Source organism: Microbacterium sp. NPDC055903 (genome assembly GCF_053615555.1).
In genome coordinates this window covers 495,399-521,595 of sequence record NZ_JBSHCA010000003.1, presented here as the reverse complement: position 1 = coordinate 521,595, position 26,197 = coordinate 495,399, and the positions used below count along the sequence as shown (strand labels likewise).

22 protein-coding genes, 1 tRNA gene, 1 rRNA gene and 1 other RNA gene are annotated in these 26,197 nt (G+C 68.0%); 15 read left to right on the top strand and 10 right to left on the bottom strand.

The features are described 5' to 3' along the window. A 5S ribosomal RNA gene (gene rrf, locus ACWGJP_RS16260) occupies positions 1-87 on the top strand; the annotation flags it as partial. 46 nt (positions 88-133) lie between these two features. Here rrf and ACWGJP_RS16255 read toward each other — a convergent pair. Together ACWGJP_RS16255 and ACWGJP_RS16250 are read right to left on the bottom strand one after the other, a co-directional pair. Further along, positions 134-952: an alpha/beta fold hydrolase gene (locus ACWGJP_RS16255; RefSeq protein ID WP_452330838.1), complete on the bottom strand. Its 819-nt coding sequence runs from the start codon at positions 950-952 to the stop codon at positions 134-136. Positions 953-1,017: 65 nt separating this feature from the next. Further along, entirely contained in the window at positions 1,018-1,686 is a 669-nt protein-coding gene (locus ACWGJP_RS16250; RefSeq protein WP_452330837.1) for a LysE/ArgO family amino acid transporter, read from the bottom strand. A gap of 70 nt (positions 1,687-1,756) precedes the next feature. Here ACWGJP_RS16250 and ACWGJP_RS16245 point away from each other — a divergent pair, with 70 nt between their 5' ends. Continuing rightward, positions 1,757-2,650 (top strand): LysR family transcriptional regulator ArgP, encoded by an 894-nt coding sequence (locus tag ACWGJP_RS16245; protein ID WP_452330836.1) that lies wholly within the window; start codon positions 1,757-1,759, stop codon positions 2,648-2,650. Between the two features lie 10 nt (positions 2,651-2,660). On the opposite strand, the gene ACWGJP_RS16240 is transcribed toward ACWGJP_RS16245, so the two are convergent. Further along, the gene (locus tag ACWGJP_RS16240; RefSeq protein ID WP_452330835.1) at positions 2,661-3,338 is read right to left on the bottom strand and encodes a YqaJ viral recombinase family protein; all 678 of its coding nucleotides are present in this window, start codon (positions 3,336-3,338) and stop codon (positions 2,661-2,663) included. An 80-nt stretch (positions 3,339-3,418) separates the two neighbouring features. Here ACWGJP_RS16240 and ACWGJP_RS16235 point away from each other — a divergent pair, with 80 nt between their 5' ends. From ACWGJP_RS16235 to rplL, 3 genes are all read left to right on the top strand, one after another. Next, positions 3,419-3,919 (top strand): GNAT family N-acetyltransferase, encoded by a 501-nt coding sequence (locus tag ACWGJP_RS16235; protein WP_452330834.1) that lies wholly within the window; start codon positions 3,419-3,421, stop codon positions 3,917-3,919. A 219-nt stretch (positions 3,920-4,138) separates the two neighbouring features. Further along, positions 4,139-4,627 (top strand): 50S ribosomal protein L10, encoded by a 489-nt coding sequence (rplJ, locus tag ACWGJP_RS16230; protein WP_452330833.1) that lies wholly within the window; start codon positions 4,139-4,141, stop codon positions 4,625-4,627. Between the two features lie 50 nt (positions 4,628-4,677). After that, positions 4,678-5,061 (top strand): 50S ribosomal protein L7/L12, encoded by a 384-nt coding sequence (gene rplL / locus ACWGJP_RS16225; protein ID WP_452330832.1) that lies wholly within the window; start codon positions 4,678-4,680, stop codon positions 5,059-5,061. A 67-nt stretch (positions 5,062-5,128) separates the two neighbouring features. Here rplL and ACWGJP_RS16220 read toward each other — a convergent pair whose 3' ends face one another. Beyond that, positions 5,129-6,127 (bottom strand): LacI family DNA-binding transcriptional regulator, encoded by a 999-nt coding sequence (locus tag ACWGJP_RS16220; RefSeq protein WP_452330831.1) that lies wholly within the window; start codon positions 6,125-6,127, stop codon positions 5,129-5,131. Between the two features lie 268 nt (positions 6,128-6,395). Here ACWGJP_RS16220 and ACWGJP_RS16215 point away from each other — a divergent pair, with 268 nt between their 5' ends. The 6 genes from ACWGJP_RS16215 to ACWGJP_RS16190 all read left to right on the top strand — a co-directional run bounded on the left by ACWGJP_RS16215 (position 6,396) and on the right by ACWGJP_RS16190 (position 14,033). Next, positions 6,396-7,724: an ABC transporter substrate-binding protein gene (locus ACWGJP_RS16215; protein ID WP_452330830.1), complete on the top strand. Its 1,329-nt coding sequence runs from the start codon at positions 6,396-6,398 to the stop codon at positions 7,722-7,724. Positions 7,725-7,831: 107 nt separating this feature from the next. Beyond that, positions 7,832-8,971, top strand: coding sequence for a carbohydrate ABC transporter permease (locus ACWGJP_RS16210; protein WP_452330829.1), 1,140 nt, complete (start codon positions 7,832-7,834; stop codon positions 8,969-8,971). Then, positions 8,968-9,939 carry a carbohydrate ABC transporter permease gene (locus ACWGJP_RS16205; RefSeq protein WP_452330828.1) on the top strand — a complete coding sequence of 324 codons (972 nt, stop codon included), beginning with the start codon at positions 8,968-8,970 and terminating at the stop codon, positions 9,937-9,939. The genes ACWGJP_RS16210 and ACWGJP_RS16205 overlap by 4 nt, the downstream gene beginning before the upstream one ends. Positions 9,940-9,990: 51 nt before the next feature. Continuing rightward, a complete protein-coding gene (locus ACWGJP_RS16200; RefSeq protein WP_452330827.1) occupies positions 9,991-11,145 on the top strand; it encodes a cystathionine gamma-synthase in 1,155 nt (384 codons plus the stop codon). 367 nt (positions 11,146-11,512) lie between these two features. Further along, entirely contained in the window at positions 11,513-12,742 is a 1,230-nt protein-coding gene (locus ACWGJP_RS16195) for a multidrug effflux MFS transporter (RefSeq protein ID WP_452330854.1), read from the top strand. A gap of 43 nt (positions 12,743-12,785) precedes the next feature. Beyond that, positions 12,786-14,033, top strand: a complete 1,248-nt coding sequence (locus ACWGJP_RS16190; RefSeq protein ID WP_452330826.1) for a GNAT family N-acetyltransferase — start codon at positions 12,786-12,788, stop codon at positions 14,031-14,033. Between the two features lie 67 nt (positions 14,034-14,100). Here ACWGJP_RS16190 and ACWGJP_RS16185 read toward each other — a convergent pair. Further along, positions 14,101-14,188, bottom strand: a tRNA-Ser gene (locus tag ACWGJP_RS16185). Between the two features lie 285 nt (positions 14,189-14,473). Next, positions 14,474-15,880 carry a GntR family transcriptional regulator gene (locus tag ACWGJP_RS16180; RefSeq protein WP_452330825.1) on the bottom strand — a complete coding sequence of 469 codons (1,407 nt, stop codon included), beginning with the start codon at positions 15,878-15,880 and terminating at the stop codon, positions 14,474-14,476. A gap of 155 nt (positions 15,881-16,035) precedes the next feature. Here ACWGJP_RS16180 and trhO point away from each other — a divergent pair, with 155 nt between their 5' ends. Beyond that, positions 16,036-16,920, top strand: a complete 885-nt coding sequence (gene trhO / locus ACWGJP_RS16175; RefSeq protein ID WP_452330824.1) for an oxygen-dependent tRNA uridine(34) hydroxylase TrhO — start codon at positions 16,036-16,038, stop codon at positions 16,918-16,920. A gap of 12 nt (positions 16,921-16,932) precedes the next feature. Here the strand turns inward: trhO and ACWGJP_RS16170 are convergent, their stop codons facing one another. The 3 genes from ACWGJP_RS16170 to ACWGJP_RS16160 are packed head-to-tail and all read right to left on the bottom strand — an operon-like array spanning position 16,933 to position 21,348. Beyond that, entirely contained in the window at positions 16,933-19,170 is a 2,238-nt protein-coding gene (locus ACWGJP_RS16170; protein WP_452330823.1) for a transglutaminase family protein, read from the bottom strand. Next, positions 19,157-20,359: a DUF58 domain-containing protein gene (locus tag ACWGJP_RS16165; RefSeq protein ID WP_452330822.1), complete on the bottom strand. Its 1,203-nt coding sequence runs from the start codon at positions 20,357-20,359 to the stop codon at positions 19,157-19,159. The genes ACWGJP_RS16170 and ACWGJP_RS16165 overlap by 14 nt, the downstream gene beginning before the upstream one ends. 11 nt (positions 20,360-20,370) lie before the next feature. After that, positions 20,371-21,348: an AAA family ATPase gene (locus ACWGJP_RS16160; RefSeq protein WP_452330821.1), complete on the bottom strand. Its 978-nt coding sequence runs from the start codon at positions 21,346-21,348 to the stop codon at positions 20,371-20,373. Positions 21,349-21,643: 295 nt separating this feature from the next. Here ACWGJP_RS16160 and ACWGJP_RS16155 point away from each other — a divergent pair, with 295 nt between their 5' ends. The 3 genes from ACWGJP_RS16155 to ffs all read left to right on the top strand — a co-directional run bounded on the left by ACWGJP_RS16155 (position 21,644) and on the right by ffs (position 25,079). Beyond that, positions 21,644-21,931 (top strand): hypothetical protein, encoded by a 288-nt coding sequence (locus tag ACWGJP_RS16155; protein ID WP_452330820.1) that lies wholly within the window; start codon positions 21,644-21,646, stop codon positions 21,929-21,931. Positions 21,932-23,779: 1,848 nt separating this feature from the next. Then, on the top strand, positions 23,780-24,934 hold the full coding sequence (locus ACWGJP_RS16150; RefSeq protein WP_452330819.1) for an AI-2E family transporter: 1,155 nt from the start codon (positions 23,780-23,782) through the stop codon (positions 24,932-24,934). Between the two features lie 45 nt (positions 24,935-24,979). After that, positions 24,980-25,079, top strand: an RNA gene (gene ffs / locus ACWGJP_RS16145) — signal recognition particle sRNA small type. A 23-nt stretch (positions 25,080-25,102) separates the two neighbouring features. Here the strand turns inward: ffs and ACWGJP_RS16140 are convergent. Further along, the gene (locus tag ACWGJP_RS16140; protein WP_452330818.1) at positions 25,103-26,140 is read right to left on the bottom strand and encodes a zinc-dependent alcohol dehydrogenase family protein; all 1,038 of its coding nucleotides are present in this window, start codon (positions 26,138-26,140) and stop codon (positions 25,103-25,105) included. Positions 26,141-26,197 lie beyond the last annotated feature (57 nt).

The window sequence follows — 26,197 nt, the reverse complement described above, 5'->3', positions numbered from 1 at the left end:
GGTTACATTCCGAACCCGGAAGCTAAGCCTCACAGCGCCGATGGTACTGCAGGGGGGACCCTGTGGGAGAGTAGGACACCGCCGGACTTCTTTTAGCCAGAAAAGCCACCCAATGCTGGGTGGCTTTTCTGCGTTAACGCGCTGCCTTCGACTGGCCCCAGCTCTCGAGGATCTCGATGAGAACGCGGTTTGTGCTGTCGGGGGCATCCCACGTGACGATATGGCCAGCGTGCGGGATGACGTACTCGCGCAATCCCTCTGCGCGTGCCCACTTCGGCATGGCCGTGGAGATGTTGCCCGTGCGGTCCTCTGCGCCACGGACCAGAGCGAGATGAACAGGTAGTCGCCGCTGCGGCGCCGGGTCGATGAAGCCCACCGTCGCCCGCCAGATATCCAGGAAGCTTGCCTTGGGCATTCGCGCGAAGACGAGCTCGGCTCTGGCAATGGCGTCCGACGTGACGGCTGATGCTCGGGCCATGATCCCCGGAAGCCTGCGCGCCGGTATCAGCGTCAGCGCAGGCGCAGCGATCCTGAGCCCCCAGCGTTCGAACCACGACAGCGGGCCGACGTTCCAGGCCGCATCGACCACGATGACGCCTCTCACGTGGTCTGGGTGCGCATCGGCATATGCCTGGACGAGATTGCCGCCGAGCGAGTGCCCGATCAGTACCGGCTCGCGCACCGCGCATGCCTCGAGCAGAGCGTCGAGGTCGCTCAGGGCATCGGCTCCGTCGAAACGGACGCCTTCCGCGAGTGCGGAACGTCCGTGCCCGCGCAGATCCCAGGTGATGACGCGATACCCGCGCTGAGCGAGAGTCTCGAATGCGTCGTCGAACATCGAATGGTCGAGTCCTGCGCCATGGGTGAACACGATGGCGGGACCCTCCCCGCCCGAGTCGGCGTATGCGATCACGGAGTCGGGGCGGCTCAAGCGCCCGGTGAGTTCCGCCATGCCTCGAACCTAGACGATGCCTGGTGGACCCGAGCGGCCTCGACTGTCTCTGGCGCAAAGGGGGTTCAGCCGCTGACCACGGGAAGGATGAGAGTCACGGCGATCGCGGCCATCACGATGGCGACGATGGCGTCGAGGATCCGCCAGGAGCGCGCGGAATCCAACCACCGTGCGAGGAAGCGCGCACCGAAGCCGAGTGCCGTGAACCATAGGCAGCTGGCGAGGACCGCTCCGCCCGCGAACCACCAGCGTTCTGCACCGTGCGTGGCGGCGATCGAGCCGAGCATCAGCACGGTGTCGAGGTAGACGTGGGGATTGAGCCAAGTGAGGGCCAAGACGGTCAGCACCACGGGCATGGCAGACGTCGCGACGTGCGTCGTCTGCGGCGAGCTGCCCTCAGCGCCACGGCGAGGGCGGTCAGTGAGGTCCTCGTCTCCGATGTCGAGTGCCTCCTCGCCTCGCCACGCCCTCCGTGCGGCGAGGACTGCGTAGCCGAGCAGGAACGTTGCTCCGAGGATCCGCGCTGCGGTGACGAGCCAGGGCGCTCGTTCGATCACGAAGCCGATGCCGGCGACGCCGGCGACGATGAGCACCGCGTCGGAGAGCGCGCAGATGATCACGACGAGGGCGACGTGCTCGCGACGGATGCCCTGGCGGAGCACATAGACGTTCTGCGCGCCGATGGCCACGATGAGCGAGAGCCCGAGCCCGAGCCCGGAGAAGAAGGAGATCACCCTGCCACGCTATGGGCGCAGACCGTGCAGGTCCAGTGAGGAAACGTACGTTGGCATTAGTATGGCTAATGTGACTCGCATTCCTTCCGAGCTCGCGTCGACTGTGACGGCGATCGTCGACGCCGGCAGTCTCGATGCCGCGGCGCAGCTGTTGCACATCACCCCCTCCGCCGTCAGCCAGCGCTTGAAATCCCTCGAAGAGCAGCTGGGTCGCGTACTGATCGTGCGAGGCAGGCCGGCGAGAGCGACCACGGCGGGCGAGGCCGTGATCCGGTTGGCGCGTCAGATGGCATTGCTCGAGCACGATGCGCTGAGCGGATTCGGTCTGGACGCCGAACCCGAGCGGCGCGTATCCGTGCCCCTGGCGGTGAATGCCGACTCGATGGCGACGTGGATCCTTCCTCCGCTCGCGCGCCTCGCGGCCTCGCACGGGATCGATCTGGACCTGCACCGTGATGATCAGGACTTCACCGCACGGCTGCTGGAGTCGGGGGAGGTGATGGCCGCGGTGACGTCCGAAGCCCAGCCGGTCGCCGGGTGCACCTCCGCGCTGCTCGGGGTTCTCGAGTACCGGGCGATGGCCACGCCGGCGTACGCCGCGCGATGGTTCGCCGACGGCGTCGATGCTGTGCAGCTGAGGGTGGCGCCGTTCGTCGACTTCGACCGCAAGGATTCGCTGCAGCATCGCTGGCTCGCCGAGCAGGGCGTCCCGGAACAGGGCGTGCCCCGCCACTACGTGCCCGCATCGCACGACTATGCGCTTGCGGTGCGTCTCGGCCTCGGCTGGGGCATGGTTCCCCGGCTGCAAGCCAAGGGCGCAGAGGCGGCAGGCGAGCTCATCGCGCTCGGGGGATCAGCTCTGCGAGTCCCGTTGTACTGGCAGCAGTGGAATCTCCGCTCCGAACTGCTCGACGCGATAGCTGCGGAGATCGCCGCAGAGGCGGCTCGGGAGCTCGAGCACTGAGCACGCCCGCTCAGTCGGAGAGGGCGAGCGCGCGGAACATGTCCCGCTCACGGAGCGCGTCGCGCTTGCTGTCCGCGGCGGGGGCGTGCTGCGGGGGACGCTGGCCCGTGGTGCGGTGGTACAGCTCGTCGATGAGGCGCGTCGCCATGTGCACGAGGCGACCGATCTCCTTCTCATCGCGATCGATCCACACGCATCGCGGCTCGTCATGGATCGGGCGGAACTGATCGTGCTCCTCCCACACGAACAGCGTGCGCTCCGCGCCGAGCACATGCTGCTGCCACCAGACCTGGCGGAGGTAGGTGCGGGGGATCGAGCGCCAGTCCTTGTTCGTGGTCTTGATCTCGGCGAGCGTGATGTGCCCGCCGGCATCCTCGACGATCCCGTCCGGGGTCGCCAGATGGCGGTGCTCGACTTCCGCGCGGAAGAGCGCGGACGAGGGCTGGATGCCGTGGGTCGCGGCGACCCACGCGGCGATCTCCGGCTCACGTCGTCGTCCGTGATCGGTGTACGCGTTGCCGCCGAAGCGCGCGCCCCCGCCGAGCTTCGCATCCGCCGCGCGCGCGATGGAGTTCTCGCCGGCGAGGCCGGCGACGTCGGTCGCGGTGATCCCGCGGGCGCGGGCCCGGAGCCAAGCCACGCGGTCGCGGGAGTCCGCGACGATACGGGCCTGAAGTTCCGGAGTCACCTGACGAGCCTACCCGCGGCCGCCGACCCCGTCGTTCGCACACGCCGCCCGCGAGGCGCCGCGTCTGGAAGGATCGAGGGATGCCGGCCGTCGCCATCCGTCCCTATCGCCGTGAAGACGCAGAGGCGACCCTCGCCGTCTTCTTCGATGCGATCATGGTCACCGCAGCGGAGCATTACACCGCCGCGCAGCGCGAGGCATGGGCGCGACCCGGACGGCGCGATCTCGTGAGCTGGGATGCGGCGATGCAGGGGCGCGCCGCCATCGTCGCCGTCGTCGAGGATGAGGTCGCGGGCTTCTCCGATGTCAGCGGCACGGGGTACATCGACATGATGTTCGTCTCTCCGGCGCACGCGCGGCGCGGTGTCGCCCTCGCGCTCCTCACCGCGATCGAGGAGACCGCACACCGCTCCGGCGTCTCGAGGCTCACCTCCGACGTGAGCCTCACCGCTCGTGGATTCTTCGAGCGGTTCGGCTTCGCCGTGGAGAAGGAGCAGCATCCGGTCATCGATGGCGTGCAGATGACGAACTTCCGCATGGTGAAGGCTCTTGGCGTCGATTTGGGGTCCGCGCGCCCATGACGTATCCTTGAGGTAACCGAAGACCGCTGGTCGTCGTCGTGCGAGAGCACGGGGATCGAAGCACTGCTCACGCAGGGGCCCGCGCAGGGGACATGATCGTTTCTCCAGTTCGCTGGATTCCACGCTCCGTCGCTTGCGCCGGAGCGTTTTTGCATGAGTGGGCGGTCGAGGTCGACGCCTCACCACCGTGGGGCGCCCCGAATCCACCAAGGAGTGACCATGGCGCAGAAGGATGCAACGGTCTCCGAGCTCGCGAAGTCTTTCGAGAGCTCGAACGCCGTCCTGCTGACCGAGTACCGCGGTCTGACGGTTGCCCAGCTCAAGCAGCTGCGCAACAGCATCCGTCAGGACGCCGAGTACGCCGTGGTGAAGAACACGCTGACCAAGATCGCTGCCAACAAGGCAGGGATCACGGCGCTGGACGACGACCTCAAGGGTCCGTCGGCCGTCGCTTTCGTGCACGGTGACTTCGTCGCCACTGCCAAGGCTCTGCGTGACTTCGCCAAGGCCAACCCGCTTCTCGTGATCAAGGGCGGCGTGTTCGAGGGCAATGCCCTCACCGCCGACGAGGTCAACAAGTACGCCTCGCTCGAGAGCCGTGAGGTTCTGCTGGCGAAGGCTGCGGGCATGATGAAGGCGACGATGGGCAAGGCTGCCGCGACCATCGACGCTCTTCGCGAAAAGCTGGAGACCGCTGAGGCCGCGTAAGCGACCGGCGATCTCGTTCTCACAAACCCCATCAATCTAGGAGATACATCATGGCTAAGCTCACCACTGAGGAGCTGCTCGAGCAGTTCGCCGGCCTGACCCTCGTCGAGCTCAGCGAGTTCGTCAAGGCGTTCGAGGAGAAGTTCGACGTCACCGCTGCTGCCCCCGTCGCCGTTGCCGGCGCTGCGGGTGGCGCTGGCGAGGCCGCTGCCGAGGACGAGAAGGACTCCTTCGACGTCATCCTCGAGTCGGCTGGCGACAAGAAGATCCAGGTCATCAAGACGGTCCGCGAGCTCACCTCGCTCGGCCTCGGCGAGGCCAAGGCTGTCGTCGACGGTGCCCCGAAGGCTGTCCTCGAGGGCGCCAACAAGGAGACCGCCGAGAAGGCCAAGGCTGCTCTGGAAGAGGCCGGCGCTACGGTCACCCTCAAGTAAGACCTTCACGCTTCTGCGTGGGAAGGCCCCGGGTTCGCCCGGGGCCTTTCGCGTACCCGCGGCAGGGTCAGGATGCCGGCGCAGCAGTCGAGCTGCGCATCACGAGCGCGGATGCCGCGGCGACGTGCTCGACCCGGGCATCCGGATCCGTCAGCTGTGTGAGCAGGAGCCGCACGGCCTCGCGGCCCTGATCCCGCGGCCGCTGCCGGATCGTCGTCAGCGAGAACATCTCGGCATCGCGGTGATCGTCGACACCGATCACGCTGAGCTGCGCAGGCACGGCGATGCCGAGTCGGCGGGCGGCGATGATCGCGCCGATCGCGGCCTCATCGCAGACGCCGACGATCGCGGTGGGCCTGGATCGTCGATCGCTGAGGAGTTCGACGGCGGCGGCGTAGCCGCCCGGCATGGTCGACGGAGCAGGACAGACGCGAGGTGCGGCCCCCGCGGCGGCCATCGCTTCGCGGTACCCGGCGACACGGCGCTCATCTCCGATGCTGGCGCTTGCGCCCTCGGCGCCTCCGACGAAGGCGATCGCGGTATGGCCGAGATCGAGGAGGTGCTCCGTCGCGATCCGTGCGGCTCCTGCGTCGTCGATGGACACGGCGCTCGCGCCTGGCGCGTATGGCCCGACGCTGACGATCGGGCGGTCGAGGACGATGAGGCGCTCGAGCTCATGCGCGCTCGGCTGGATGCCCACCGCGATCACGCCGTCGAAGCGGCGGCGGGGGAGGATCTCCTCGAAGACGCGCTCGCGGATCCGGGTGCCCTCCTGCATGCCGAACAGTGCGAGGTCCTGCCCGGCATCCAGCAACGCATCCTGGATGCCGGTGACGAGCTCAGCGAAGAACCAGCGGTCGATCGACGGGACGATGACCGCGATCGTGCCGGTCCTCCCCGTCGCGAGGCTCGTCGCAGAGGAGTGCGCCACGTAGGCGAGAGCGCTCGCGGCCTCGGCGACGCGTCGACGCGTCTCGTCGGAGACGTAGCCGCGTCCGCTCAGCGCCCTGCTCGCCGTCGCCTTGGAGACGCCGGCTCGCGCGGCGACATCCGCGATCGTGCTCATGCGTCCTCCTCGACCCGTGCGCGGCGTTGCGCACGGAGCACATCGTAGCCCGAAGCGACGGGCAAGGGAACCGGTTCCACCGCGATCCCGAGGGACCGCTCCCATGAGACGGTCCGTCCGGCGTCGAAAAGGTTGCCTGCTTGTGATGATTGCCCATTGTGCGGGGAAGGCTCCGCCGAATAGGGTGGCCTGGAATCGGTTCCGGAACCGGCCGCTGGTGAGACGGTCGGACTTCCGTGGGACGTGAAACTCGAAGAGGAGAAATCACATGGGACTTTCACAGCGCAGTCGTCGGCTCGCGCCGATCGCCCTGCTCGGTGCGGCGGGCATCGCCCTCGCCGGTTGCGGGGCTCCGGGCGGTCCGACCTCCGGCGGAGGCGGCGGAGGGGATGAGGATGTCTCCGGCGAGACCGTCACCATCTACGGCACCATCGTGGACGCCGAGGCGGAGCTCCTGCAGGAGTCCTGGGCGGACTTCGAGGACGAGACCGGCATCGACATCAAGTACGAGGGCAGCCAGGACTTCGAGACTCAGCTCGGCACGCGCGCACAGGGCGGCAACCCGCCAGACATCGCGATCTTCCCGCAGCCGGGTCTGCTCGCCGACTTCGCCTCGCGCGACTTCCTCAAGCCCGCACCGGAAGCGGTCGCTGCGAACGCGAACGAGTACTGGACCGAGGACTGGGTGAACTACGGCACCGTGGACGGCACGTTCTACGGTGCCCCACTGATGGCGAACGTCAAGGGCTGGATCTGGTACTCGCCGGCGAAGTTCGCCGAGTGGGGCGTCGAGGTTCCGACCACGCTCGATGAGCTGAACACGCTCACGGCGACCATCCAGAGCACGACCGGCTCTGCGCCCTGGTGCGCCGGCTTCGAATCGGGGACGGCGACCGGCTGGCCCGGCACCGACTGGATCGAGGACTACGTTCTCCGCCAGGCGGGTACCGACGTCTACGACCAGTGGGTCGCCGGCGAAGTGCCGTTCACGGATGACGCGATCAAGGGCGCCTTCGACTCGGTCGGCGAGCTGCTGCTCAACCCCGACTACGTCAACGCCGGCTTCGGCGACGTGCGCTCGATCAACTCGACCGCCTTCGGCGATGTCGCCACGGCCGTTGCGAGCGGCGACTGCGCGCTGACCCACCAGGCGTCCTTCCTCTCCGGCTTCTACCCGGAGGGCACCGAGATCGCGGAGGACGGCGACGTCTGGGCGTTCATGCTCCCCGGTGAGACCGCCGGCGAGACCACGGTCACCGGCGGTGGCGAGATCGTCGGCGCCTTCAGCGACTCGGCCGCCACGCAGCAGGTGCTCGAGTATCTCTCCAGCCCCGAGTGGGCGAACGCACGCGTCAGCCTCGGCGGCGTCACCTCGGCCAACAACGGGCTCGACCCCGAGAGCGCCCAGGACCCGATCCTGCAGGAGACCATCAAGATCCTGCAGGACCCGGAGACGACCTTCCGCTTCGACGGATCCGACCTGATGCCCGGTGCCGTCGGCGCCGGAACGTTCTGGAAGGGCATGGTCGCCTGGATCAACGGGACCTCGACCGATGAGGTGCTGACGCAGATCGAGACCGGCTGGCCGTCCAGCTGATCGCACCCGGTCGGCCGTCCCGCCTGGGGGTGGGGCGGCCGACCCGCACCCGGTGCACGCGATGAGGCGTGCACTGTCGATCCACTCCGCGTCATGAAGGGGAATCCGTGAACGCGACTCAGTTCTTCTCCTGGATCGGCACCTTGCCGCCGGTCCTCCAAGCCGTGGCGGTGGTGATCGCCTTCGCCGTCGTGGTGGCGGTCATCCTGCTGCTCGTCGACATCGCACCGCGCAAGGGCGCGCTGTACACCGGCATCCGCCTGGCGATGTGCCTCCTCATCCCGTTCGCGGTGATGTGGTTCTTCAACTCCTGGTACTGGGCCATGGGCGTCGCCGTCGTCGTCGGGGCGCTCTTCTTCTTCCTGGATTACCGCTCCCGCGACGGGGCGGGCTATCTCATCCAGTTGGTGGCCTTCATGGCTCCGGCGTTCCTGCTGCTGCTCGTCGGGCTCATCCTGCCCTCGATCCAGACCATCTACGCCTCGTTCTGGAACTCGAACGGCAACGAGTTCATCGGGCTCGCCAACTACATCTGGATCTTCACGCAGTCCGACGGCATCACCTCGGTCGTGAACACGATCATCTGGGTGCTGCTGGTGCCGACCGTGTCGACGCTCGTCGGCCTCGCCTATGCCGTGTTCATCGATCGCACCCGGGGCGAGAAGATCTACAAAGTGCTCGTCTTCATGCCGATGGCGATCTCCTTCGTCGGCGCGAGCATCATCTGGCGGTTCATGTACGAGTACCGCGGGCCGGAGTTCGAGCAGATCGGTCTGCTCAACCAGATCATCGTCTGGTTCGGCGGCACGCCGCAGCAGTTCCTGCTCAACGAGCCGTGGAACAACCTCGCGCTGATCGTGGTGCTCATCTGGGTGCAGACCGGTTTCGCGATGGTCGTGCTCTCGGCATCCATCAAGGGCGTGCCGGTGGAACTGCTGGAAGCTGCGGAACTCGACGGCGCGAACGCATGGCAGCGGTTCTGGTCGGTGACGGTCCCCGCGATCCGGCCCGCACTCATCGTCGTGCTGACCACGATCTCGATCGCCTCGCTGAAGGTCTTCGACATCGTCCGCACGATGACGGCCGGAAACTACGGAACCAGCGTGCTCGCCAACGAGATGTACACGCAGTTCTCGAAGTTCGAGGCGGGGCGCAGCGCTGCGCTGTCCGTCGTCCTGTTCATCCTGGTGCTGCCGATCGTCATCTACAACGCGCGCCAGATCAAGAAGCAGCGGGAGATCCGATGAGTACTTCACCTCGCTCAGGCGCCGTGACCACCGATTCTCAGAGCACGCGCGCGATCACGACCGGTGGCAGGCTGGATGCCTCGGCCGGGCGCACCCGCAAGAAGCTGAGTCGGCCGTGGGCGTCCATCGCCTCGATCATCATCGCGTTCCTGTGGACGATCCCGACGCTGGGGCTGTTCATCTCCTCGTTCCGCGACCGTGACGCGATCAACACCTCGGGCTGGTGGGAGTTCTTCGTCAACCCCCAGTTCACGTTCGAGAACTACGTCGACGTGCTGCAGTCCGGCACGACGCAGCTCACGATCCTGGAGTCGTTCGTCAACTCCATCGCGATCACGATCCCGGCGACCGTGATCCCGCTGATGATCGCGGCGATGGCGGCGTACGCATTCGCCTGGATCGACTTCAAGGGCCGCAACGCGCTGTTCATCTTCGTGTTCGCCCTGCAGATCGTGCCCATCCAGATGGCGCTCGTGCCGTTGCTGACCTCGTTCTCGCGGGGCATCAACCTGTTCGGCGTGCAGGTCACCGAGGGGCTGGATGCTTCGCAGGGGTACGCGCAGGTGTGGATCGCGCACTCGATGTTCGCGCTCCCGCTGGCGATCTATCTGCTGCACAACTTCATGTCGGAGATCCCCGGCGAGATCATCGAGGCGGCGCGCGTCGACGGGGCATCCAGAGGGCAGATCTTCTTCAGGATCGTGCTGCCGCTGACGATGCCGGCCATCGCCTCGGTGGCGATCTTCCAGTTCCTCTGGGTCTGGAACGACCTGCTCGTCGCCCTCGTCTTCGCCGACGGAGCGGCAGCGCCCATCACGAAGGTGCTGGCGGAGATCACCGGACGCGGCGAGGGCTGGTACCTGCTCACCGCCGGAGCGTTCGTGTCGATCATCGTGCCGCTGATCGTCTTCTTCGCCCTGCAGCGGTACTTCGTCCGCGGCCTGCTCGCAGGCTCCACGAAGGGGTAGCGCGGCGTAACGAAGCGACGCGGAGGAGTGCCCGGACGTAGGCTGGATGCCATGTCCGAGCACTCCTTCGCCACGCGCGCCATCCATGCAGGTCAGGACCCCGACAAGGCGACGGGTGCGATCATCCCGCCGATCTATCAGGCGTCCACCCACGTGCAGGACGGCATCGGCGGGTTCCGCGACGGTTACGAGTACAACCGCGCGGGAAACCCCACGCGCTCCTCGCTCGAGGTCCAGCTCGCCGCGCTCGAAGGCGGCGTGAAGGCGCTCTCCTTCGCCTCGGGGCTCGCCGCCGAGGACGCTCTGCTGCGCGGCATCCTCACGCCGGGCGATCACGTGCTCCTCGGCAACGACGTCTACGGCGGGACGTACCGGCTGCTCACCCGCGTGCTGGCCCCGTGGGGAATCGAGACCACGACCGTCGAGCTCTCCGACGCCGATGCCGTGCGCGGCGCCATCCGCCCCGAGACGAAGATCGTCTGGCTCGAGACGCCGAGCAACCCGCTGCTGAAGATCGTCGACATCGCCGCCACGGCCGAGATCGCGCACGCCGCCGGTGCGATCCTCGTCGTCGACAACACCTTCGCCTCGCCCGCGCTCCAGCAGCCGCTCTCGTTGGGGGCCGACCTCGTCGTGCACTCGACGACCAAGTACCTCGGCGGGCACTCCGACGTGCTCGGCGGTGCCGTCGTGTTCGGCGACGACCGCTTCTACGAGCCCATCAAGTTCCAGCAGTTCGCGGTCGGCGCGGTCTCCGCCCCGATGGATGCCTGGCTGACGACGCGGGGGATCAAGACGCTCGCGGTGCGGGTGCGCCAGCACTCCGAGAACGCGCAGGCCATCGCCGAGTGGGCGTCCGCGCGGCCGGAGTTCGAGACGGTGTTCTACCCCGGTCTCGCCTCTCACCCCGGTCACGAGATCGCCGCCAGGCAGATGAGCGGCTTCGGCGGGATGCTGTCGCTGGCGCTCGCCGCAGGACCGGACGCGGCGCGCGCGTTCGTCGGGAGCACCGACGTGTTCCAGCTCGCGGAGTCGCTCGGCGGGGTCGAGTCGCTGATCAGCTACCCGCCGGACATGACGCACGCCTCGGTGCGCGGCACCGAGCTCGCCATCGCCGAGAACGTGGTGCGGCTGTCGGTGGGCATCGAGGACGTCACCGACCTCATCGCCGACCTCGAGCAGGGGCTCGCCCGCATCGCCCGCTGAGCCGGCATCCGTCGCGTCGCGTCGCGTTGCGTCGTGTCGCATTGCAGATGTCGGATGCTGTGACACCTGTCGGACGAATCCGGGAGATTCCTCCGACGATCGTCGCGGGATCCGACATCTGTCGCGTCCCGGGCAGGAGTAGCATGGTCGGATCGATTGCTCGAATCGATTCGACACACGCCTCACGGAAGCTCTCTTGACCGACTCAGCCACGCCCGAAACTCCCGAAGACACGAACCCCGCCCACGAGCACGGCGCCGGACGCACGCCGACCGGAAGCATCCGGACCACGACCGGAAGCATCCGCACCTCCACCCCGACCGGTGCGATCCGCACCCTGGGCGCGAACCCGGCGACGGCGCCGATCATGCTGCACCCTGGCGATGCGATCTCGACCGCCCGTCGCACCGTCTACATCATCCTGCTCGGCGCGCTGACTGCGCTCGGCCCCTTCACCATCGACCTCTATCTCCCCGCGTTCCCGGTGCTGGAGAGCGACTTCCAGACCACGGCGACGGCGATCCAGCTGACGCTCACCGGCACGATGATCGGGTTCGCGATCGGTCAGCTCGTCGTCGGTCCTCTCAGTGACAAGGTCGGGCGTCGCGTGCCTCTCATCGCGGTGACCGCTCTGCACGTGCTCGCCAGCGTCGCCGCGGCGGTCGCTCCGAGCCTGCTCCTGCTCGGGGCAGCGCGCGTGCTGATGGGCATCGGCGCCGCGGCCGGCGGCGTCGTCGCGATGGCGATCGTCCGGGATCTCTTCGGCGGGCGACGGCTCGTGATCATGCTGTCCAGGCTCGCCCTCGTCTCGGGCGTCGCACCCGTCGTCGCACCGCTGGCAGGGTCGGCCCTTCTCGCGGTGATGCCGTGGCGGGGCATCTTCGTCGTGCTCGCCCTCTACGGCGCGGTCATGCTCATCTCGGGCGTCTTCCTCATCCCGGAGACCCTGCCGAAGGAACGGCGTCAGGACCGCGGCTCGGCGACGACCTGGCAGCGGTACCGGAGCGTCTTCTCGGATCGCGTGTTCGTCGGCGTGCTCGTCATCGGCGGCATGACCTTCTCCGGGCTCTTCTCCTATCTCTCTGCATCCTCGTTCCTGTTCCAGCAGACCCACGGGCTGAACGCGCAGGAGTACGGCTGGCTCTTCGCGGCCAACTCTCTGGGTGTCGTCGTCGGCGTGCAGCTGGCCTCCCGCCTGGCGGCGCGATTCGGGCCGCAGTGGGTGCTGGCGTACTCCACGGGCGGCCTGCTGATCTCGGGTGCCGCCATCGTCGTCACCGATCAGCTCGGTCTGGGGCTGTGGGGGACGGTCGTGCCGCTGTTCTTCTTCATGACCTCCTGCGGGTTCACGTTCCCCTGCGTGCAGGTGCTCGCGCTCGACCGGCACGGCAAGGCGGCTGGCACCGCAGCATCCGTGCTCGGAGCGAGCAACAACGGTGTCGCGGCGATCATCTCGCCCGTCGTCTCGCTGGTCGCGGGCGGTGCGGGGATCACGGCGACCTCGATGGCCGGCGTGATGGTCGGCTGCGCCGTCATCGCCGTGGTCGCGCTGTGGTTCATCGTGCGACCCCGAACCGTGGAGATGCTGAATCCCTGAGTCGGATGCCGGTGCGTCGGCCACCGCACGGCAGAATGGCGGGATGGCACGGCTGGCGTGGTGGGGGAGCGGAGCGCTCGTGGCGGCCGTGCTCCTCGGCATCCTGCTCACCTCCGGCGGCGCCGATGCGCCCTCCTCGCTGGATGTCTGGTGGCACGATGCGATGGTGCAGGCGCGCCCGGATGCGCTCGTCGCCTTCTCGCATGTGATGAACCGCATCGGCGGCGGCTGGATCGCCGTGTTCGTCGTGCCCCTCGGGATCGCGGCGGCTCTGCTGATCGCGCGGCGCCGGCGAGCCGCCGTCTTCGCGGTAGCCGCGTTCGCTGTGAGCGCCGTGCTGGTGCAGTTGCTGAAGCAGCTGTTCGGGCGCGCGCGCCCGGAGGACATGCTCGTCGTGAGCGATTTCGGATCGTTCCCCTCCGGGCACACGGCCAATGCGGCGACGATCGCGGTGGTGGTGTGCGTGCTGTTCCCGCGGGTCTGGACGGTTCTTCTCGGGGTGGCGTGGATCGTCGCCATGGCGGGTTCGCGCACGGTGCTCGCGGTGCACTGGGTCACCGACACGGTCGGCGGCGCCCTGGTCGGCGCGGCGGCCGGCCTCCTCGTCGCCGCGGTGCTGCTGCCGTGGGTGCGCCGCGGCTCCGCCGCTAAGGTTGTCAGCACCGCCCCGTCTGCCGAGGAGAAGCCCATGGTCCGGATCCGCCCCTATCGTCCCGCCGATCGCGCCGCCCTGTTCGAGGTGTGCGTGAAGACGGCGGATGCCGGGTCGGATGCCACCGGGATCTTCTCCGATGATGAGCTGTGGGGTCTGCTGTTCGCGGTGCCGTACGCCGAGCGCCGACCGGATCTCTGCTGGGTCGTCGAAGCCGAGGACGGCGCGGTCGTCGGCTATCTCGTGGCGACCGAGGACACGGATGCCTTCGAGCAGTGGTTCCGCGATGAGTGGTGGCCGCAGTTCGCGGAACGGTTCCCCGCCCCTGCGGACCCGGTCTCCCGTGAGGAGAAGATGCTGGCGTACGCCTACGGGCGCGGGCCGGGCAAGGAGCCGAACGCCGCCGACTACCCCGCTCACCTGCACATCGACCTGCTGCCCGCCGCGCAGGGGCAAGGGCTCGGGCGACGACTGCTCGAGACGCTGTTCGACGAGCTGCGTCGCCGTGGTGTGGCGGGGCTGCACCTGGGCATGGACCCCGCGAACACGGGCGCCGGAGCGTTCTATGACCGGATCGGGATGCAGCGGCTGGACGCCCCGGAGGGGACCGTCGTCTACGGCATCCGCTTCGACGGCTGAACGCAGACTGCCAGCGGAAACGACCTGAGCCGCGCCTCGTCCAGGACGAGTCGCGGCTCAGATTCTTTGGCGGTGACGGCGGGATTCGAACCCGCGGTTGCTTGCACAACACACGCTTTCCAAGCGTGCTCCTTCGGCCGCTCGGACACGTCACCAAGGAACAACCTGAACAGTCTATCCGATCGCCGGAGGTGCGAAGGACACGCCCTCACGATGCTGTTTGATCTGGCATCCAACAAACGTAGACAGGGCGTGCGACTCTATGAGAGTTCTCATAACTTCATATGCCAGCCCGCGTCTCGGCTTGTGATCTGGAATCCCAAGGGATAGCCTGCCAATGTCCGAGTCTGATTCTGGGAAGTATCCTCGGGCACCTCCCCAAAGGGAGGGGCTCGCCTCCGGGGGGAGGCGAGCCCCTCGTCCCCCTCAGCCGTAGGCGCTCAGAGCTCGTGGACGTCCGCAGGACGATACGCGGCCGCGGCCTTGCCGTACACGGCGTGGATCGCCGCCTCGGCGCTGTCCGGATCGCGGAACGCGAGGGCGTCGTAGAGCGCACGGCAGAAGGCGAGCGCACGATCGAAATCGCTGATCAATCCGTAATACCGGCGCAGGCGCCAGCGCACGACGAGGTCGACGGAGGTGAGCGCATCGTTGTCTGCGGCTTCGAGCAGGCGGACCCGGAACCGTTCCATCGCGTCCACGACGGCGGACCCATCTCCGTCGACCACACCCTGTTCGACCTCTGCGAGGAGGGTGCGCAGCCGGCGCAGGTCCGTGCGACCGAACCGGTGTGAGGCGATGCGCAGCGTGAGCGCAGCCAGACGCTCCGAGACCTGGAGCATCGCGATGACGTCGTCGGGCGTCATGGGCTTCACCCGCGCGGCCGAGCGGGGTCCGCCCGCCTGAGCGAGCCCTTCGCCGACGAGGGTCTCGATCGCGAGACGCGCCGGGATCCTGCCGACCCCGAGCTCCTCGGCGATCGAGCGCTCGGAAAGTCGGCTGCCCGGCGCCCTGCTGCGGTCGAGGATCTGCGCGCGCAGCGCAGCGAGGGCCCGTTCGGTCTCCACGCCCTGACGCAGCTGCTCGCGGTGGTAGGCCTCCGACTCGCTGCCCATCGGCTCGGCGACCTCGTCTTCGTGGTCGGCGTCCTCGCGTGCTCCGAGCATGCTCATCAGCTTTGCGGCGTGCTCCTTGCGCGCCGCCTTCGCGGCTGCGGCGAGGAGCGACTCGGCGGCATCCGCATCGCCGCTCTCGATTCCGCGAAGCAGGCTGCGGGCACGATCCGCCAGCGACGACGCATCCGGGAGCAGCGTCATCAGATGCCGCACCTGCTGGTCGATGACGGCGGATGCCTGGGCGAGCACGCTGTTGCGCGCGCTCGCGATCACGAGCTTTCGCAGCTCGACGGCGACGGCGCGCGCAGCGACGAGGTCATCGGCGCGATCGGCGGCGGAGATCCGCGTCACGGCATCCCTGATCCCGACGATGTCGGCGTTGGTGGCGCGCTCGGCAGCGAGCCGGACGGCGAGGAGGTCGAGGGCCTCCTGCACTTCGACGAGGTTCGCGAGGTCTCTGGCGGTGAACAGCCGCACGATGGTGCCGCGGCGCTCCCGTGTCTCGACGAGGCCTTCGAGTGTCAGGATGCCGAGGGCGGTGCGCACTGGCAGTCGGCTGACGCCGAGCTCTGCGGCGAGGGCCTGCTGCACGAGGCGCTGCCCGGGGGCGAGATCGCCGTCGAGGATCCTCGTCCTGATGGCCTCCGCGACACGTGCCGCCTCGGATGCGGCGACGGCGTTCGCCCGGGTCTCCGAACCGCCGCCGGTGACGGCGTCGGGGGCATCGGCCATGTGCGTTCTTTCTGGGTCGAAACGTTTCCATTCCGAGCGGCATGCCGCCTCTGCGGCCGGCCGCCCCAGTCCCCCACCGGCTCCGACGCTCGTATCCGCACCCTATCGCATGCACCGTCAGGACGCGTGCGCGGGGGCGCGCTTAGGATCTCTTAGTGGCCACTCCAAAGATCGTGCTCTTCTACGTCTTCACGCCGCTCGCCGACCCCGAGGCGATCCGGTTGTGGCAGCGCGATCTCGGCGAGGCGCTGAAGCTCCGGGGACGCCTGATCATCTCGAAGGACGGGGTCAACGGCACCCTCGGCGGCGACCTCCCTGCGGTGAAGAAGTGGGCGCGCTCCTTCCGCTCCTACGCCCCGTTTAAGGACGCGGACATCAAGTGGAGCGAGGGGACCGCGATCGACGAGGACGGCTACAGCACGGACTTCCCGAAGCTCAGCGTGAAGGTGCGCGAGGAGATCGTGTCCTTCGGGGCGCCAGGGGAGCTGCGTGTGGACGAGCAGGGCGTCGTCGGCGGCGGAAAGCGCCTGTCACCCCAAGCGCTGCACGAGCTCGTCGGGTCGCGTGACGACGTCGTCTTCTTCGACGGGCGCAATGCTCTCGAGGCGCAGATCGGCCGGTTCCGCGGCGCGATCGTCCCCGACGTGGAGACCACCCGCGACTTCGTAGGGCTGCTCGACTCCGGCGCCTACGACGATCTCAAGGGCTCGCCGATCGTCACCTACTGCACCGGCGGGATCCGCTGCGAGGTGCTCTCCAGCCTGATGACGGCCAGGGGCTTCGGCGAGGTGTACCAGCTCGAGGGCGGCATCGTCCGCTACGGCGAGGAGTACGGAGACGACGGCCTGTGGGACGGATCGCTCTACGTCTTCGACGGACGCGGCTCGGTGGACTTCTCCGATCATGCGGCCGTGATCGGCGAGTGCGCAGGATGCGGTGCGCCGACCAATCGCACGGCGAACTGCCCCGATGCCAGCTGCCGCGTGCAGCAGGTGGTCTGCGCGACCTGCGACGCGGTCGCGTGCGCAGACCACGCGTGACGCTTTAGGCGCTCAGGCGAGTGCGTCGCGCGCGGGTCGTGCGACGACGAGCGACCGAGGCAGGAATCGTGCCACGAAGCGGGTGCGCGGATCGGATGCTTCGCGCAGGCCGGCGAGGACCGTGCCCAGCGGCGTGGCGAGATCTCCGGCATCCGATGCGGAACGCGCATAGCTCGCCTCCTCGATCGCGGCCACGAGGACGCCGAGCGCCGCCTGGTCGACCGAGCGCGTGCGGGCAAGCTCGACGGCGAGGGCCCTCGGCGTGAGGGCGTCGGATGCCGGCATACCGAGATCCGTCATGGTGTCGCCGAGCTCCGCCCAGGCGCTCGCCGCATCGCCGGCCGCCGCTCGATGCCGACGCCGCGCCGCGATCACGGCGCGGATCAGTGCCGGCAGGAGCAGCGCGACGAGGACGCCGATGGTGACGAGCATGATGGGCATCGGGTCGAGCCGCCGCAGCGAATCGCCGCCGCCTTGGCCTGCCGCCTGCTCGCCGGGGGCGAGCGAGGACGTGCTGGTCGGGGCGGGGGTCTGCGTCGCGCGAGGGACCTCCGGGGCGTTCGGGTCGCCGGAGGCGCCGCCGTCCGTCTCGGCCGGGACGAACGCCGTCGGCACGCCCAGCGTCGCGGTGGGTTCGAAAGGCACCCAGCCGATGCCCTCGAAGTGCACCTCCGGCCAGGCGTGCAGCTGATCGCTCATCACGGCGTAGACGACCTCGTCGCCGCGGGTCTGCTCGGTCGCACGCCCCGGCAGATAGCCGACGACGATGCGGACGGGCATGTCGAGGGTGCGTGCCATCAACGCGAACGCGCCGGCGAAGTGGATGCAGTAGCCGGAGCGCACGTCGAGGAAGGTGGCGATCGCCTCAGCGCCGGAGCCGTCGAAGCCCTCCTCGACGGGGGTGTCGATGGAGTAGTCGAACTCGCGGCGGAACCAGTCCTGCAGGGCGATGAGCTTCTCGTAGTCGGTCACCGCGTCCTGGGTGACGTCCCGTGCGGTCTCCCCGATGATCTCGGGGAGGTCGTCGGGGAGCCCTGGGGCCATCGAGGGGTCCGAGGCGGATGTCGCGGTGATCTGTTCGAGCGTGGGCCGGATCGTCGCCGAGGTCACGGTGTAGTCCGCACCGGAGGCGTTGGCCTGTTCCGAGACCACCGTGCGGTTGCCGGGCATGATCTCCCAGTCGTCGCCGATGCCGACGACGCGCTCTGCGGGATAGGGCACGGGAAGGCGGGCGCTCGACAGGCCGAGCACGCGGATCGAGGTCTGCCTGGCGTCGCCCGTGACGTCCTCCGCCCACTCCGGGTCGCCGAACCCCTCGGAGAGCTCGGTTGTGTCGCCGCGGTCGGGGCCCCAGATCTCGCCGTCGAAGCGGGAGAGGGTGGCGACGCGCAGGTAGGGCGCGGTGGTCTCATCCGTCGCGATCGTCATCACCTGCACGGCATCCGGGCGGCGAAGATCGTCGCCGAGGCGGAGGGATGCGTCGATGGCGACGCCTCCGGTCGACGTCGTCCAGGTGGCTGCGACGGGGAGGGTCGGCGCGATGATCACGGCGACGAGCACCGCCACGGTGCCGGTGCCCACCGCGGTGAGGACGGATGCGGTGCGAGGGCCTCTGCGGTCGCGGCGGGCGGTGTGGCGCAGCAGCACGAGGATGAGGATGGCGAGGGCGATGAACCAGACGACGTCCGGCTCGCCGAGTGTGGCGATCATCGGGACGGCGCCGACGACGGTGATCAGCGCTGCGGTCACGAGGGCGGCGCGCTCCGCGACGAGCTGGTCGACGATGATCGCGATCGCGGCGAAGGCCATCGCGAGGACGGCGGTGAGAGCGGCGGAGTCGTCCAGCGGGGCGACGCCGGTGTACACCTCCTCCGCCGCTTGGGCGGCGAACCGTTCGAAGAGCGCGAAGGACGAGGGGGAGGGGAGCACCCAGAGCAGGGCGGTCTGAGGCACGAGCAAGAGCGTCAGCGCCATCACCGCGATCACGAGCTGCACGACCGTCGTGATCAGCGAGGTGAGAGTGCGCCCCCGACCTCTCATCAGTCGTCGCATCACGATGCCGACGAGCAGCACGGAGATGACCACGATCGTGACGATGAGAGTCCATGCGCCGGCGGCGACCACCGAAGTGTACGGCCACAGGGCGACGAGGATGGCGGCGAAGGCCAGGACCGCTGGGCCGAACAGTGGGGCGGTGCGCGGCTGGAGGTCGAGCGCCCAGGCACCCGTCGGAGTTTCAGTGCGGGACATCGCCGCCTCCTGCGACCAGGCGGTCGGCGAGGGCATCCGCCCAGGACGCGGCGACGTCCTCCGTCAGCCGCGCGGCGGACCATCCGCGGGAGGAAGCAGCCGCGAGTGCCGCGCCCTCGGGCGAGGTGCTGAGGAGCACGGGCACGGATGCTCCGCTCGTGCTCAGCATCCGTGCCCGTTCCTCGTCGACCCTGCCGGTGATGACGACGAGCGGACCGGGGGATGCTCCGCGCAGCGCAGCGGCGAGATCGTCCGCGTGGCCCTGCGGTTGAAGCCTGGCGAGGGCGACGAGGAGCTCGTCGCGTTCGTCTTCGTGCCCGCGGAGGGCGCCGATGACGTTTCCTGCGCTGTCGACGACGTCGACGCCGTAGCCCTCGCCGGCCAGGTGCAGAGCGGCTGACGCGCAGGCCGAGACGGCGGTCTCGAAGAGCGGGTCGGCGGCGTCTCCCGGCCTTGCGAAGCGTCCGTCCGCGCGGTCGATCACGACGATCGCGTCGGGGCTGGCCTCTTCCTCCTCCTGGCGCACCATGAGCTCGCCGCGGTGGGCGGTGGCCCGCCAGTGGATGCGTCGCATCGAGTCCCCGGTGACGTAGGGCCGAGGGGAGAGGTTGTCGCTGCCGGGCCCGAGCCTGCTGGAGGTGAGCTGGGCGGTGCCGCCGGAGGCGCCGAGTCGCGCGGCGAGCGGCGCGAGCGCGACGAGCTGCGGGGCGACGGTGACCGTGCGGACCTCGCCGAAGGTCTGCTCGCGCTGGGCGAGGCCGAAGGGGTCGGTGGTGCGCAGCACCAGGGGGCCGAGTGGCCAGACGCCGCGGCGCACCCCGGTGATGGGGTAGCGGATCAGGTCGCTCTCCGGCGTGTACTCACCGGTGGCGTCGCCGGTGACGGCATCCGGGAGCGCATCGCGCCAGACGCCGTGCGGCGCACGCAGCGAGCGCAGTGTGAATCGGAGGACGACCTGGGACTGCTCTCCGACGGTGAGCAGATCGGTGGAGATCTGCCTGGCGACGGTGCCGCTGCGGCGCGGTGCGTGAACGACGAGGGCGGAGAGCGCGGTGAGGAGGAAGAGCAGCATCGCCACGTACAGCAGGATGGGTGCCGCCACGGCGTTCGCCGCGATGACGAGCAGGACGCCGATGAGGAGCGCACCGAACCCTCGGGCGGTGAGCGGTGGGCGGCGTCGGGTGCTCATGGGCGGGCGGTTCAGGAGCGGGTGGCGACGGGTACGCGGACGCGCTCGAGGATCTGGGCGAGCGCGACCTCCACGGGCTGGGCGCCGGCTCGGTGCACGCCGCGCGCGGGGAGCAGCCGGTGGGCGAAGACGGGCACGAGCAGGTCGGCGAGATCGTCGGGGATGACGAATTCGCGCCCGTCGAGGGCGGCCCAGACCTTCGCCGCGCGCACGAGCTGCAGGGTGGAGCGAGGGCTCGCGCCGAGGTGGAGGCTGGGGTCGGTGCGGGTGGCCTGCGCGAGAGCCACGGCGTACTGCTCGACGCTGGGGGCGACGTGCACGGCCCGAGCCCACGCGATCAGCGTGCGGACGTCGTCGGCGCCGAGCACGGGCCGGATCGTCGAGAGCGGGTTCACCGTGTCGCGCTGGCGGAGCATGAGCGCCTCGGCCGCGGCATCCGGATAGCCCATCGAGATCCGCATCATGAAGCGGTCGCGCTGGGCCTCGGGGAGGGCGTAGGTGCCCTCCATCTCGAGGGGGTTCTGGGTGGCGACGACGAGGAAGGGGTCGGGCAGGGCGTGGGTTCTGCCGTCGACCGTGACCTGCTTCTCCTCCATCGCCTCGAGGAGGGCCGACTGCGTCTTGGGGGAGGAGCGGTTGATCTCGTCGGCGATGACGATGTGGGCGAAGACGGCGCCCTGCTTGAACTCGAACTCGCGCTCGACGGGGTTGTAGACGCTGACGCCGGTGACATCGCCCGGCAGCAGGTCTGGCGTGAACTGGATGCGCCGCACCGTGGCGTCGATGCTCGCGGCCAGCGCGCGGGCGAGCATCGTCTTGCCCACGCCCGGCACGTCTTCGATGAGGAGATGCCCCTCGGCCAGCAGACAGACGAGGGCGCTGCGGACGGCATCCTCCTTGCCGTCGATGACCCTGCCGATGGTGTCCAGGATCGCCGAGGTCTGCTCAGCGAACCGCTCAGCCGTGAGGCCGGGTGCCGTCTCGTGCATTCGTTCCCTCTCGCCCTGCGTCGGGTGGTGAACCGATCGTAACCCGGGGGCTGCACGGGTGCGTTGGTATGCCAGAATCAGGCCAGTTGGTAATCCTGGGGAGGGTGACCAAGGGGGGAAAGAGTTGGCATCGACTCGTTCAGCGAGAACGCGCGCCGTGCACGGAGCACTCGCGCTTCCAATCGTGGTCGCTTTGTGTTCGGGGTGCTCGCAGACGAACTGGGTCTCGAGGGTTGCGTCCGAAGCCGACTTGCCGATCACTCTCTCGACGGAAGCGCATTCCGAGCCTGCTGCCATGGGAGAGGCGGAGCTCGACTTGAACGGCGAGGCGTTTCTCATCCAGTTTCCCGTGGGAGAGATTCGCGACTTCGCTGGGTCAACGTGCCTCGATTGGGATGGTGCGACGACATTCACGGGCGAAGCCACATGGACTGCCGACGATCACTACATGATCACGATGACCGCGGCAGATGGAGAGGCTTTGCTGGGTCCGTACAACCCAGCGCTGGGTGATCTGGTGTGGACCAGGTTTGGCACGCCCTTCTGTGACCATCTGGAGACGATGTGGTACCGCTCGGGGTAAGGGCTACTGATTGGCGTATGGCCGGACTCTCGCTAAAGCGTTCACGCTTAGCAATTCTCTGTCTGGCATTAATGCTGATCGTGCTATCCGGGTGTACTGTCCGCGCCAGCCGCTATGAATTGGGTGAATCTACATGGTAGACAGATCGAGAATCGCCGTGTTCGTGATCCTCGTCCTCGCCCTTGTCGTCGGAATAGGATTCTACTCGTGGAGTGCGCTGAGTAGCGGGCGCAGCAGCGAGGCTGAGTTCAATGCCGCGCTTCCGATTCTTCTCGTGCCTGAAGTGCATTCCGAGTCCATGTCAACGGGAACGATTGAGTTGAAGAAGGACGCTCGGGCTGTGCTCAATGGCTTTCCCATTGGCGAAGTAGTAGATCAAAGCGGAACACGCTGCGTCGAATGGGATCAGCAATCCGTCTACACGGGTGACGCTACCTGGGCGATCGACGATCGATCGATGATCACAGTTCTCACGGCTGCGGGGGAGGTGCTGCTCGGGCCTTATCGACCGGCGCGGAGTCAGGAACTTGTGTGGGACAGGTTCGGCGTCCCGACGTGCGGTGACCTCGGGACCATGTGGTACCGGTCCTGGTAAGAGCAGGAGTGAGGGGAAAGTTGTGAGATTCTTTTTCGGTGGGTTGTTAATGGTTACCGGCATTCTGCTAATAGTCTTCTTTCGAGTCTTCCCTAAATTCATACGTGCGTTGCTCGTGCTCTTCTTTAAGGAAGACAACGCGGAACTATTCTCTAACCCGCGAGTTGATCCTTGGTTGTGTCTCATGGTTGGAGGCGTGGCGATTTCGCTCGGCGTGAAGATGATTCTTGATTCGTTCTGAGTGTCGTTCCTTCCGTGCGGCTTGGTGCGTCTCGCAGGACATCGGTGAGGAATCCGTACCGGGAGATAGCTGACGGCTGTTGCTCTCGGTTAGCAGTACGACGGGTGCGGGTTTGTTCCGGGGGATACGACTTTATCGCAGGACGATGGTGCTTCTGCGGTGCTGGATCATTGGCTCTGCTGGAGTACAGTGGGCGTACGTCCGCCGCTCGAGGAGGCATGCCATGACCATTCTTGTTGGTGTCCTGGTGGCCGTCTTCGGTGTGCTTCAGATCGTGTTCAGAAATTCGATTCCGAAGATCATCTATGCGCTTCTCGTCGTGATGTACGGTTAGGAGCGCGCTGAGCTTTTCAGCAATCCTCGGATCGATCCATGGGTGTGTGTTTTCGTCGGCTGTTTTTCGCTGCTCCTGGGAGCCGTCGTCATACTTTCTGAGATGTGAGATTACTGAACCGTCGTCGGCGTGACGTTCTCTTTCTCAATTCTGGAAGAATGATCACGGTTTGGATGATTCCACGCCAACAGGACGAAGGCGCAGATGCTTCACGATTCTTTGCGTACACATGGCGCTTTGATCCGTTCTTCCGCGAGCTCACTGTGGGCTGGTCGGCGCGGAGGTGTTCGCACTGACCAGGAACGTTCGCCTGGCGAAACGGGCTGCAGAGAGCGCAGCCTTGGTGCAACAGGCTCGGAGCATTGCATTCAACCAAGGAATCATCACGCGGCCGAGGCAGGCGCCTGCGGTCCTTTCCAAGGGTTGGCTGCGCGTGTCGTCGACGAGTGTTGAGGTGTTCGCGTTCTCGAGGGTGTGGCCCTGAGCGTTGAAGTCGCGCCGCCCTCCGGCAACGGCCTCACAGCGCTATCGTCGTCGAAGCTCCATGTGCTGGCGACGGACCTCACGGCGTTCTCGGAGCGTCGGGCTGAAGCGTAGGGCGCAAAGGGGGACGCGCCGGCGGCGACTCTCCCATGATTCTCAGGCCTGCGCCCACAGACCCCGGCTACCCTCGACCGCATGGGACTGTTCTGGAGCAACCCGCAGACCGTGCGCCTCGAGTCGAAGGACGTCGAGCTGAGGGCGAGCCGTGCGCCGTGGAGCCTGTGGGCTGACGGCTTCGGCGTGCTCGCGATCAGGGCGATCCAGATCATCGTCGTGGTGCTGCTGACCGCGGGCATCGTCCTCGCTATCCAGCAGCTCACCCTCGTGACGATCCCGCTGGTCATCGCGCTCATCCTCGCGTGCGCGTTCCACCCGGTGATGAGCTGGATGCGCCGACGCGGCGTCCCCTCCGTGCTCGCCACCTTCCTCACGCTCCTCGGGATCGTCGTGATCCTGACCCTGCTCGGCTGGCTGATCGTCTGGGCTGTGCGCGACCAGTGGGACGAGCTCTACAGCCAGGCCGAGGTCGGCGTGCAGCACGTCATCGCCTGGGCTCAGACCCTGCCCTTCGACTTCCTCGACCAGGATCAGATCGACGAATGGATCGACACGCTCGCCGGCGTCGTCACGAGCACGCAGTTCAGTTCCGGCGCGCTCGCGGGCGTCGGCGCGGTCGCGAACTTCGTCACCGGCTTCGTGCTCATGGTGACGATCCTCTTCTTCTTCCTCAAGGACGGCCCGCAGATGTGGGAGTTCCTCCTGCGCCCGTTCCGCGGCGAGAACTACGAGCGCGCCCGCCGCATCGGCGACAAGACCGTCAGCACGCTCGGGTCGTACGTGCGCGGCACGGCCACCGTCGCGGCGGTGGATGCCATCGGCATCCTCATCGGCCTCATGATCCTGCAGGTGCCGCTGTACATCCCGCTCGCCGTGCTCGTCTTCCTCCTCGCGTTCATCCCCATCGTCGGAGCGACCGTCGCCGGCATCCTCGCCGCCCTCGTCGCCCTCGTCGCGAACGGATGGGTCAACGCCCTCTTCGTCGTCGGCGTCGTCGTGCTCGTCAACCAGCTCGAGGGCAACTTCCTCCAGCCGTTCCTCATGGGGCGCTCGATGAAGCTGCACGCCTTCGTCATCCTCGTCGCCCTGACCGTCGGCACCGTCCTCGGCGGCATCGTCGGCGCCGTGCTCGCCGTGCCCATCGCCGCCGCCCTCTGGGGCGTCATCCAGGTCTGGGACGGCGCCGACCTCCCTGCCCGCTGGGCAAGGCCCAAGCGACCGATCGAGAGCTGAGCGCTCCGCCCGGTTCGTGGCACGCCCCGCAGCCGGGTAGACTGTTCCAAGCCCTCCGCGTGACGGCATCCAGGCCAATTCCCCCAGGACGGAAACGTAGCAAGGGTAACCGGGCTCTGCTGGGTGCGCGGAGGGTCTTTTCGTCCCCGCGCGGGCGTGCGACGCCGCTCAGCGGGTCGGGTCGATCATGGTGATCCCCGCCTGCGTCGAGCGATCCATCCCCGGCAGCAGCAGGGCCGCATCCTCCAGCCCGACGACCCGCTCGATCAGCCGCTGCGGCTGCAGCGCCCCTGAGGCGATCAATGCGAGCATGCCCGGGTAGTCGACGGCCGCCATGCCGTGACTGCCGAGGAGATCGAGCTCCCAGCCGATCACCCGGTCCATCGGCAGCCGCGGATGCCCCTCACTCGCCGGCAGCAGCCCGATCTGCACGTGCCGCCCTCGGCGGCGCAGGCTCCGGATGCCGTCAGACGCCGTCGCCTCCAGCCCCACCGCGTCCACCGAGACGTGCGCTCCGCCACCCGTGAGCTCTGCGACCGCGGCAGGGACGTCCACTCCGCTCGAGAGCACGCCGTGCTCGGCGCCGAGCTCGGCGGCGAGCCGGAGCGCCTCCGGATTGCGATCCACCGCGACCACACGCGCCCCCAGCGCATGAGCGATCATCACCGCGCTCAGCCCCACACCGCCCGCACCCACCACGGCGACCCATTCACCGGGCTGCACGCGCGCACGGCCGACGAGCCCTCGATAGGCGGTCGCGAACCGGCATCCGAGACTCGCAGCCGCCTCGAACGAGATCGCCTCGTCGACCGCCACGAGATTGACGTCCGCCGCGTGCAGCGGCACGAACTCGGCGAACGAGCCCCAGTCGGTGAAGCCGGGCTGGCGCTGCTGCGGGCAGACCTGCGCGTCGCCGCGCAGGCACCACTCGCACGACCCGCATCCGCACACGAACGGCGAAGTGACCCGATCGCCCACGCGCCAGCGCGTGACTCCCTCGCCGACCGCGGCGATGACGCCGGCCAGCTCATGACCGGGCACATGCGGGAAGACGACGTCGTCGTGCCCCGCCCAGGCGTGCCAGTCGCTGCGGCACAGGCCCGTGGCGTGCACGCGCACCACCACGCCGCCCTCCGGCGCGATCGGCTCCGGCACCTCCCGCACCTCGGGCTCCGCCCCGATCCGATCGATCACCACTGCGCGCATGTCCGTCGTCTCCCGTTCCCGTGCGCCGCAGAGCCGCGCACCGCTGCCCCGAGCCTA

What these genes read in the sequence shown, in the direction of transcription:
- ACWGJP_RS16170 (WP_452330823.1), bottom strand. Translation starts at nt 19,170, where the DNA reads ATGTCCCGCACTGAAACTCCGACGGGTGCCTGGGCGCTCGACCTCCAG.
- ACWGJP_RS16215 (WP_452330830.1), top strand. Translation starts at nt 6,396, where the DNA reads ATGGGACTTTCACAGCGCAGTCGTCGGCTCGCGCCGATCGCCCTGCTC.
- ACWGJP_RS16255 (WP_452330838.1), bottom strand. Translation starts at nt 952, where the DNA reads ATGGCGGAACTCACCGGGCGCTTGAGCCGCCCCGACTCCGTGATCGCA.
- rplL (WP_452330832.1), top strand. Translation starts at nt 4,678, where the DNA reads ATGGCTAAGCTCACCACTGAGGAGCTGCTCGAGCAGTTCGCCGGCCTG.
- ACWGJP_RS16180 (WP_452330825.1), bottom strand. Translation starts at nt 15,880, where the DNA reads ATGGCCGATGCCCCCGACGCCGTCACCGGCGGCGGTTCGGAGACCCGG.
- rplJ (WP_452330833.1), top strand. Translation starts at nt 4,139, where the DNA reads ATGGCGCAGAAGGATGCAACGGTCTCCGAGCTCGCGAAGTCTTTCGAG.
- ACWGJP_RS16205 (WP_452330828.1), top strand. Translation starts at nt 8,968, where the DNA reads ATGAGTACTTCACCTCGCTCAGGCGCCGTGACCACCGATTCTCAGAGC.
- ACWGJP_RS16190 (WP_452330826.1), top strand. Translation starts at nt 12,786, where the DNA reads ATGGCACGGCTGGCGTGGTGGGGGAGCGGAGCGCTCGTGGCGGCCGTG.
- ACWGJP_RS16200 (WP_452330827.1), top strand. Translation starts at nt 9,991, where the DNA reads ATGTCCGAGCACTCCTTCGCCACGCGCGCCATCCATGCAGGTCAGGAC.
- ACWGJP_RS16140 (WP_452330818.1), bottom strand. Translation starts at nt 26,140, where the DNA reads ATGCGCGCAGTGGTGATCGATCGGATCGGGGCGGAGCCCGAGGTGCGG.
- ACWGJP_RS16195 (WP_452330854.1), top strand. Translation starts at nt 11,513, where the DNA reads ATGCTGCACCCTGGCGATGCGATCTCGACCGCCCGTCGCACCGTCTAC.
- ACWGJP_RS16155 (WP_452330820.1), top strand. Translation starts at nt 21,644, where the DNA reads ATGGGAGAGGCGGAGCTCGACTTGAACGGCGAGGCGTTTCTCATCCAG.
- ACWGJP_RS16235 (WP_452330834.1), top strand. Translation starts at nt 3,419, where the DNA reads ATGCCGGCCGTCGCCATCCGTCCCTATCGCCGTGAAGACGCAGAGGCG.
- ACWGJP_RS16220 (WP_452330831.1), bottom strand. Translation starts at nt 6,127, where the DNA reads ATGAGCACGATCGCGGATGTCGCCGCGCGAGCCGGCGTCTCCAAGGCG.
- ACWGJP_RS16160 (WP_452330821.1), bottom strand. Translation starts at nt 21,348, where the DNA reads ATGCACGAGACGGCACCCGGCCTCACGGCTGAGCGGTTCGCTGAGCAG.
- ACWGJP_RS16150 (WP_452330819.1), top strand. Translation starts at nt 23,780, where the DNA reads ATGGGACTGTTCTGGAGCAACCCGCAGACCGTGCGCCTCGAGTCGAAG.
- ACWGJP_RS16165 (WP_452330822.1), bottom strand. Translation starts at nt 20,359, where the DNA reads ATGAGCACCCGACGCCGCCCACCGCTCACCGCCCGAGGGTTCGGTGCG.